The organism is Falsochrobactrum tianjinense (assembly GCF_019100495.1).
Lineage (GTDB): Bacteria > Pseudomonadota > Alphaproteobacteria > Rhizobiales > Rhizobiaceae > Brucella > Brucella tianjinense.
In genome coordinates, this window is the sequence record NZ_JAHRVA010000013.1 from 1 (window position 1) to 7891 (window position 7891).

The following is a 7891-nucleotide window of genomic DNA, read 5'->3' on the forward strand; positions in this document are numbered from 1 at the left end:
TAAGCTGCGCCCCGTGCTAAACCAATGTTTGCAACAGATCCGTCCATTCACGACCCTATCTACAACTTACACCATTTTCCCCGCAATCTTCTCACCTCAGCCGATCATCGCGAGCTGCGTCAGACCGCCACCAAGATGTGGCGCGAAATCGCTGGCCTGTAATCTTCCTAAGATCAGCACCATAGATCGGAGTGCGCTCGCGCTGAGGTTAAAGTTACACTGCCCCGCTGTGCTTCCCGATATCCGGCGTTTTTCGTATGAAGAATTGAATTCTTAAACGTTCAAATCGGGCCGGCTTATCTGGGACGGACTTGATATTGCCTGGGCCAGATCGAGCAATGCAGGTGCGAGGCGCGCCCGCGCGTCATCGACCGTCCACTGCGGTGTGACGACCGCCGTGCCCACCGCAGCCACGACGTCGCCAGACGGGCCGAAGATCGGAGCCGCCAAGGAAATTTCGGTTTCGAAAGATTCGCGATGCGTCAGGGCGAAGCGATCTGTTCGGATCGTCTCAAGCCGTTTTTCGAGAGCTTCGCGTGTCGTAAGCGTCTGGCTGGCATAGCTGACGGGATTGGTTGCTGCCAAGATCCGGTTGCGCTCCCCGGCGGGTTTATAAGCAACCATGGCCTGTCCCAGTGCGCTGATATACCAAGGGAATTTCGATCCAGCGACCAGCGCGGGACCCACGACGTTGCGGCTTCGATAACGAACGAGGAAAATAACGTCCGCCCCGTCCATCTCGGCCAGGTTTACCGCTTCCCCGATACGGCTGTTCCACTCCAGCATATAGGGCGTTGCCCGCTCCAGAAGAACATGGCAACGCAAATAGTTGGCGCTGAGCTGCAGCACGCGGGAGGTGAGACTGTATTGCCGGGTCGTCTGGTCTTTCTGCAAGTAGCCCAATGCGACGAGTGTAGCCGTAAAGCGCTGTGCGGCACTCTTTTCCAATCCCGTCACAGCGGCGACCTGCGTGAGCGTCAGACTGGGACGTCCGTCATTAAAAGCCTGCAATACGCTCAATCCCTTTTCCAATGAGGAATTGAAAAGGCCGGAATCGCCAGTCGGACGCCCCGTTTTTCTGACGGGCTTATCATCAGTCATGCCGAACTCCTGGAACGAGATGCAGATACATCCCCCCTATGGCTGAATGCACAATGAATGGCAATATGCGATCGTTGTTATCGACAGGCCGATAGCCGGACTATCGGCCTGTCGATGCCGCTCTGTTGCGGTGTTCATGTTGTTCCGCGTCCCATATTCCAGTCGTTCTCTGAGGGAGTTCGGTCTTCCGGATTCGTTGCGTCGGTCCGCGCGGGAAATCATTGACGATCTCGATGAAGCGAGGCAGTTGATAATAAGCGAGGTGCTGCTTGCACCAGTCCAGAATATCGGCTGGCTCGACCGTTTCTCCGGGCGCCGCGCGGACGAAGGCCTTGATGTCCTGTTCGCCCATTTCGGAATCGACGCCGATGACCGCGGATTCTTCGACCATTGCGTGGGCGTTGATGACCCGTTCGACTTCCCATGCCGAGACGTTCTCGCCACGCCTGCGCAGGCTATCTTTCTTGCGGCCTGAAAAATAGTAATTTCCATCGATATCGCGGTAGCCGAGATCGCCCGAGAAGACACATCCGTCGCGCAGGACTTCGGCGGTTTTCTCCGGATTGCCGAGATATTCCAGCATCGTGATGCCCGCTTCCTTCGGTCGCAGGACGATCTCGCCGACGGTGCGGTCTTCCACTGGCTTGCCCGCTTCGTCGGCTATGAAGGCCTCGAATTCCTCGACCGGCTTTCCGATCGATCCAATCGGCCCGCCATGGTTCAGCATGGTGAAATTGCCGGCTTCCGTAATGCCGTAGCCTTCGCGGATGGAAACGCCAAAGCGCGTCTCGAAGACTTTCCAGCTTTGCGTCGGCGCTGCGGCGCCCCATGCAACCCGCACCGGATTGTCGGCGTCGTCCGGCCGCTCCGGCTGCTTGAGCAGCAGATTCATCGCGCCGCCCAGATAATGGAACTGCGTTGCGCCATAGCGGCGGATCTGATCCCAGCATTGCGAGGCGCTGAAACGTTCGACCATGCCGATACGCACGCCGTGCTGAAGGCTCATGAGCACCGTCATCCAGCCGGCGACATGGAAGAACGGCTCCCACAGGAACAGGACATCACCCGACTTGACCTCGGCGAGCTGGCCTGCATTCTTCGCGCCGATCTGGAACCAGCGCTCGGACAGGACGGCCCCTTTCGGCTCGCCGGTCGTGCCCGACGTATAGGAGACCATGCAGCGGCGGTCGAGCCCTCCGGGCGCGTGAGGGGGAACGGAACCGGTTCCGGCCAGCACGGTTTCCAGCGCGGCGAAACGGCTGTCGCCGGAGGGCACGTCACCGCGCCAGATGACGCCCTCGACGGTGCGATCCTCCGAAACCGCACGTGCGAGTTCGCCAAAACTCGCGTCCGCGATGACGTAGCGCGGCTTCGCACTGGCGAACTGGGTGCGGATACCCAGCGCCTTGAGATGGATGCTGACGGGCACGACGGTAGCATCCAGCCAGACGCAGGCAAAAAACAGATAGATATGCTCAGGCACCGTCGGAAGCATGAGCGCGACCCGGTCCCCGGCGCGCACGCCATGGGAGGACAATGCCGCAGCGCGGACCTCGACATGCTTCTTGAGGTCGCCGAACGTCACAACGTCGTCGCCGAACATCAGGAAGACATCGTCACCATTGGCGGCAGCGCGCCGCTCGACCAGTTGCCTCAATGTTTCGTCCATCGAATATCCTCCGTTTGGAATGGCCGTGGCCGTCGGTCATGCTGATTTGCGCGCAGCGCGGATGCGGAAAAATTCTTCCATGCAGCGTTGCGGCTCGCCCGAAGCGAAGGCCTCGCGCTGCGCTTCCTCGGCGATCTCGAAAGCGTGATCGAAGCCGGGCTGCGTGGCCTCACGATAGGCCCGTTTGGTTAGGCGAAGAGCTATCGGCGGCTTGGCGCCGAGTTCGCGCGCCATGGCGATACTGCGCGAAAGCACCTCGCCGGCCGGGACGATCTCATTGAGGAGCCCGGTGTGCCGGGCCTCTTTGGCGTTCATCATGCGGCCGGTGAGAATGAGATCCATGCTGCGCGCGACGCCCAGATGCGGGGCAAAGACGCCCCACGGTCCGACGACGCTCGGAATGCCGTTGTTGAGTTCCGGTTGGCCCATGGTGACGCCGGCATGGCCGATCCGGTAATCCATCAGCATCGCGACCTGGAAGCCGGACCCGGCGGCTATGCCGTTTAGCGCGGCTATGGTCGGCTTTTCGACGTCGCGTATGGTTTCGTAAAAGCTTTTGATATCGGCAAGCCAGCGGTCGGCCTCGGCGCCACCTTCGAAATTCTGCGATTCAGTGAAATCCTGCCCCGAACAGAAGGCGCGCTCGCCCGCGCCTGTGACGACGACCGCCCTGACGGCGTCGTTCGAGCCGACCTCAGCCAGCATGCGACCCAGATCGGCCCGCATCGCGCCCGTCCAGGCATTCAGCCGTTCCGGCTTGTTCAGCGTGATGACCGCGACACCGTCTTCGTGGGACAGCAGCAATTCCCTGTTCTCCATCTGAATCTCCATATTATCACATAATGATAGTAATTATTGCAATATGACTATATTGAAGCTTTATGCAAGTCAGAAGGCATTCTCTATACGCAAAAAATGTCATTGACAATCATTATATGATAACTCTAATCATTATTAGATAATTCGGATGGAGAGAGACATGAACCAGACAGAGATCGAGGATCTGCGGGCGGATTGCAGACTGGCTGCAAAGTTTTGGGGCAGAACATTCGGAGCCATGGGCGCGATCGTCTTTCGCGAAAAGGGCGAGGACGCCATCAAGCGTCTGTGGGGATTGATGCTTCATCAGCATCAGCAGGGCTTCTACCAGCAGGGGCTTCTCAAGCTCGGCATCTCGCCCGACGAGCCGCCGGCGGTCGCTGCCGGCAAGTATCACTGGTACACCAATCTCATCGGCGGCCTGACGATGGAATATGTCGAGGAAACGCCGAAGAAGGTCTGGATTCGCTATACGGCGCCGATGTGGACCTATCCTGGCACCTCCATGCTGGCCATGCCCGCTTCGCTGCGGCGCACGATCTTCTCGATCTGGCACCCGGCCAATGGCCGGATGATGGGCAACAAGCGGCTTGGCTGGGTCGCGACGAAATTCGTCATGGAGGGCGATCCCTATGACGAAGGCTATTTCTACGAATACGACCATGACCTGGCGCCGGGCGAAGAACTGCGCTTCGAGCAGGCCGCGCACACGCCCGAGTTCGATCCGGCCAGCGCGCCGCGCCTCGACGAAACTCTCTGGCCTGAGCCGCGCATGCTGAAGGCGCGCCGCAACTGGTCGCGCGAATATGTCGCCACCACGCTTGACTGCCTTCTGCAGATGTATGGCCCGCACACGACCAACTATCTGTGGGAGCAGACGATGCGCGGCATGGCCGTGCAATATGCGCATGAATTCAAGCGGGATGCCGGGATCGAAGGCAAAGACGCGGCGGCCATCGCGGCCTTCTTCGCGCGGTTGCTCAAGGCTCAGAACCAGAATTTCGAGTTGCAGCGCCTCAGCGACCACCGCTTCGCGATCACGCTCGGATCGTTCCTTCCCTTCGCCGCCGACGCGCCGGAAGGACTGCGCCATGCAAGCTTCGCCTTCCAGACAGTGGCGGCATGGACACTGAATGGCCGCGTGTCGGTTACCCGGCAGCCAAGCCCCGATGCGCTGAATCCGACCGGGGAAACCTGGGAGATCGCCAATGCCGACCGCTGGCTCTATTGATCCCGTGTGGAGCGAGACTTTGCAGATCATGCAGCATATTGATACCGGTCTGACCGTCAGCGATCTTCTCGATGCCCGCGTCCGCGAACATGGCGACAGGGTTTTCTGTCGCTGGAAGCACGAAGAAATCACCTATGCCCAGCTCAGCGAGCGCGTAGACCGTCTTGCCAATGGCCTTCTCTCGTCAGGGATCGTCGCGGGAAGCCGGGTCGGCGTCATGCTTTCGCATCATCCCGATCATATCCTCGTGCTGCTCGGTCTGCTGCGCATCGGGGCGATCGCAGTACCCATCAACACGCATCTTCGCGGCGATGGGCTTCGCTATCAACTGGCGCATTGCGAGCCGCAGGCAATTATTGCCGACGCCGAATATGCCGATCAGCTTCTGCCCGCTTTCGACGCCGTCAGCGCGTCCGTCACACTGATCTGGAGAGGGGCGCTGCCTGCGTCGTCGCCCTTGGGCGTGCGCTTCATTGCGTTCGACGCGGTTGCCAACGGCCCTGCCGGGCGGCCGCAGCGCCGGGGGAAATCCAGCGACATCGTTGCCATCTGCTATACGTCGGGGACGACGGGCGCGCCGAAGGGCGTCCTGATCACGGATGCGATGTATCACGCCGCTGCCATAAGTTCCCTGAACATTTCAGGGATAAGGGAAGGGGACCGGCCGCTTTTCTGGGAGCCGATGTATCACCTGTTCGGCATCGAAGTGGTGATCTTGGCCCTGTGCACACCGGTCACGCTTGCCATGGTGGATCGTTTCAGCGCTTCGAATTTCTGGCAATGGGCGCGTGAGAGCAGGGCGACGCATATCCATTATGTCGGCGGCGTGCTGCAACTTCTGCTTCGCCAGCCGCCAAAGCCGGATGACCGCGGGCATGAGGTCCGCGTCGCCTGGGGCGGCGGATGCCCGACCCAGACATGGCGGCCATTCGAGGAGCGTTTCGGCGTCGAAATGCGCGACAGTTTCGGCATGACGGAAACGGCGGCGCTCAACATAGCCAATACGCAAGGCATTCCCGGCGCGCTCGGCGTGCCTCTGCCCTATTTCGAGGCACGCGTTATCGACGAGACGGGGCAAGCCGTCGCGACGGGCGAGGTGGGGCAGTTGCTGATCCGCGGCAAGCAGCCGGATATCGTCACGCCCGGCTATTTCCGCAACCCCGAAGCGACCGCCGCGGCGATCCGCGACGGATGGCTTCATACGGGCGATCTGGTGCGTCAGGACGAAGACGGGGTGTTCTGGTTCTTCGCGAGGCAGAAGGACAGCATCCGCCGGCGCGGCGAGAATGTCTCGGCCTGGGAAGTGGAACGCGTCATCAACCAGCACCCGCAGGTCGAGGAAAGTGCGGTGACCATGGTGATCAACGAATTCGGTGACGAGGAACTCAAGGTGTTCATCAAGCCGGTAAGCGGGATCTTCGCGGTCGAGGCGTTTCATGACTGGTGCCGCGCGCATATGGCGAAATTCCAGGTGCCCCGCTTCGTTGCCTTCATCGATGAATTTCCGCGCACGCCCACCCAGCGCATCCGCAAGCATGAGCTGAGCAAATCGTTGGAGGATTGCTGGGATGCGGAAAAATGGCCGGCGTCTCCTAAGGCGAAACGCCGGAAGCGTCACCATGCGTAGCAGTCCGAAAATGATTGACATTTCCCATGCACGGTGGCGTTATTAGATATTAACTATCAATATACGATAAAGAGGGAAACATGATCGATAAATCGAAACTGCTTTTTGTCACAAACCGCCGCCGCGTGCTGGGAGGGCTGGCGGCAACAGCCGCCTTTACCGTTTCCGCGCCGGCGATCATCCGCGCCCGCGCCGACACGAAGCCGCTCGTCGTGGTCAGCTATGGCGGTTCCTATGCCGGTGCGTTGCAGGAAGTCGTCGCCAAACCGTTCACGGAGGCAAGCGGCGTTCCCGTCCAGTTCCTCAACACGCCTGACCTCGCCAAGGTGAAGGCGCAGGTGGCGTCGAACAATGTCGAATGGGATATTTTCGATGCTTCCGGCCCGCTGATCATGGCCGGCTCCAAGAACAATTACTGGGAGGACATCGATACTTCCATCGTCAAGACCTCCTCGATCGTCGGCGGCGTCGGCAAGGATCGCGTGCCCAATTACATCTATTGCGGCGGCATTGCCTGGAATACGAATGACGGCAAGGAGAAGCGGCCGCAGACTTTCGCAGAGCTTTGGGATGTCGAAGCCTTCCCCGGCCGCCGCGCGTTCCGCAATCGTATTTCGGAAACGCTCGAGGTCGCCTTGCTGGCCGATGGTGTCGATCCGAAGGATCTCTACCCGCTCGATGTGGAACGGGGCTTCAAGGCGCTGGATCGTATCAAGCCGCATGTGCGCAAATGGTTCGAACAGACGCCGCAGATGGTGACCCTGATCCAGAGCAACGAGATCGATTTCATTTATGCCTATCCGAACCGGATCAGGGCGGCCGTGCAGACAGGCGTTCCGCTGGCTATTTCGTTCAAGCAGACGGTCAACGCGTTCAATTACATGTCGGTCTTGAAAGGCAGCGCGCGGAAAAAGCAGGCGATGGAATATATCGATTTCGCGCTGCGTCCCGAAACGCAGGCCAAGCTTGCGGAAAAACTGAGCCTCGCCCCGGTGCTCACGGAAGCCAACAAGCTGATGTCCGACGAGGCGCGCAAATGGTTGCCGGATGTCGAAAGCCCGCTCAATGCGTTCATCGATGACGAATATTGGGGGCAGAACTATGATGCGCTCGACAAGCGCTTCAAGGAATGGCTGCTGTTCTGATTGCCGCGCTTTATTGACTGAAAAACCTCCCCGCGCGTTTCGGGGAGGTTTTTTTATTCCCGCGCCCTACAGCCCCGATCTTAACCCAATCGAGATGGCCTTTTCCAAACTGAAAGCGTTTATGCGGGCTAAAGCCGAGCGCTCAGTTGATGCGTTGTGGGGATACAGTCGGCAAAATCGTTCCGCTCATTAAACCACAGGAATGTGCAAACTACTTCGCGGCTGCAGGTTATGACCCGGATTAAAACGGACGCGCTTTAGTTTCGGCTCAACCGCACCGCTTTCACTCAAGCAACAAT

Annotated in this window: 6 protein-coding genes and 1 pseudogene; 4 read left to right on the plus strand and 3 right to left on the minus strand. The window is 59.4% G+C overall.

The window, feature by feature from the left end; genetic code table 11:
* Positions 1–273 precede the first annotated feature (273 nt).
* The 3 genes from KUG47_RS16540 to KUG47_RS16550 all read right to left on the minus strand — a co-directional run bounded on the left by KUG47_RS16540 (position 274) and on the right by KUG47_RS16550 (position 3589).
* Positions 274–1101, minus strand: a complete 828-nt coding sequence (locus KUG47_RS16540; RefSeq protein WP_217679144.1) for an IclR family transcriptional regulator — start codon at positions 1099–1101, stop codon at positions 274–276.
* Between the two features lie 100 nt (positions 1102–1201).
* Entirely contained in the window at positions 1202–2770 is a 1569-nt protein-coding gene (locus KUG47_RS16545; RefSeq protein ID WP_217679146.1) for an AMP-binding protein, read from the minus strand.
* Between the two features lie 36 nt (positions 2771–2806).
* On the minus strand, positions 2807–3589 hold the full coding sequence (locus KUG47_RS16550) for an enoyl-CoA hydratase/isomerase family protein (protein ID WP_217679148.1): 783 nt from the start codon (positions 3587–3589) through the stop codon (positions 2807–2809).
* Positions 3590–3749: 160 nt separating this feature from the next.
* On the opposite strand from KUG47_RS16550, the gene KUG47_RS16555 reads away from it, so the two are divergent.
* The 4 genes and pseudogenes from KUG47_RS16555 to KUG47_RS16570 all read left to right on the plus strand — a co-directional run.
* A complete protein-coding gene (locus tag KUG47_RS16555) occupies positions 3750–4820 on the plus strand; it encodes a hypothetical protein (protein WP_217679150.1) in 1071 nt (356 codons plus the stop codon).
* On the plus strand, positions 4798–6447 hold the full coding sequence (locus KUG47_RS16560; protein ID WP_217679152.1) for an AMP-binding protein: 1650 nt from the start codon (positions 4798–4800) through the stop codon (positions 6445–6447). The genes KUG47_RS16555 and KUG47_RS16560 overlap by 23 nt, the downstream gene beginning before the upstream one ends.
* An 80-nt stretch (positions 6448–6527) precedes the next feature.
* Entirely contained in the window at positions 6528–7592 is a 1065-nt protein-coding gene (locus KUG47_RS16565; protein WP_217679154.1) for an ABC transporter substrate-binding protein, read from the plus strand.
* 52 nt (positions 7593–7644) lie between these two features.
* Positions 7645–7837 (plus strand): annotated as a pseudogene (locus tag KUG47_RS16570) (IS630 family transposase); the annotation flags it as partial.
* Positions 7838–7891: the final 54 nt, after the last annotated feature.

What these genes read in the sequence shown, in the direction of transcription:
- KUG47_RS16540 (WP_217679144.1), bottom strand. Translation starts at nt 1,101, where the DNA reads ATGACTGATGATAAGCCCGTCAGAAAAACGGGGCGTCCGACTGGCGAT.
- KUG47_RS16565 (WP_217679154.1), top strand. Translation starts at nt 6,528, where the DNA reads ATGATCGATAAATCGAAACTGCTTTTTGTCACAAACCGCCGCCGCGTG.
- KUG47_RS16545 (WP_217679146.1), bottom strand. Translation starts at nt 2,770, where the DNA reads ATGGACGAAACATTGAGGCAACTGGTCGAGCGGCGCGCTGCCGCCAAT.
- KUG47_RS16555 (WP_217679150.1), top strand. Translation starts at nt 3,750, where the DNA reads ATGAACCAGACAGAGATCGAGGATCTGCGGGCGGATTGCAGACTGGCT.
- KUG47_RS16550 (WP_217679148.1), bottom strand. Translation starts at nt 3,589, where the DNA reads ATGGAGAACAGGGAATTGCTGCTGTCCCACGAAGACGGTGTCGCGGTC.
- KUG47_RS16560 (WP_217679152.1), top strand. Translation starts at nt 4,798, where the DNA reads ATGCCGACCGCTGGCTCTATTGATCCCGTGTGGAGCGAGACTTTGCAG.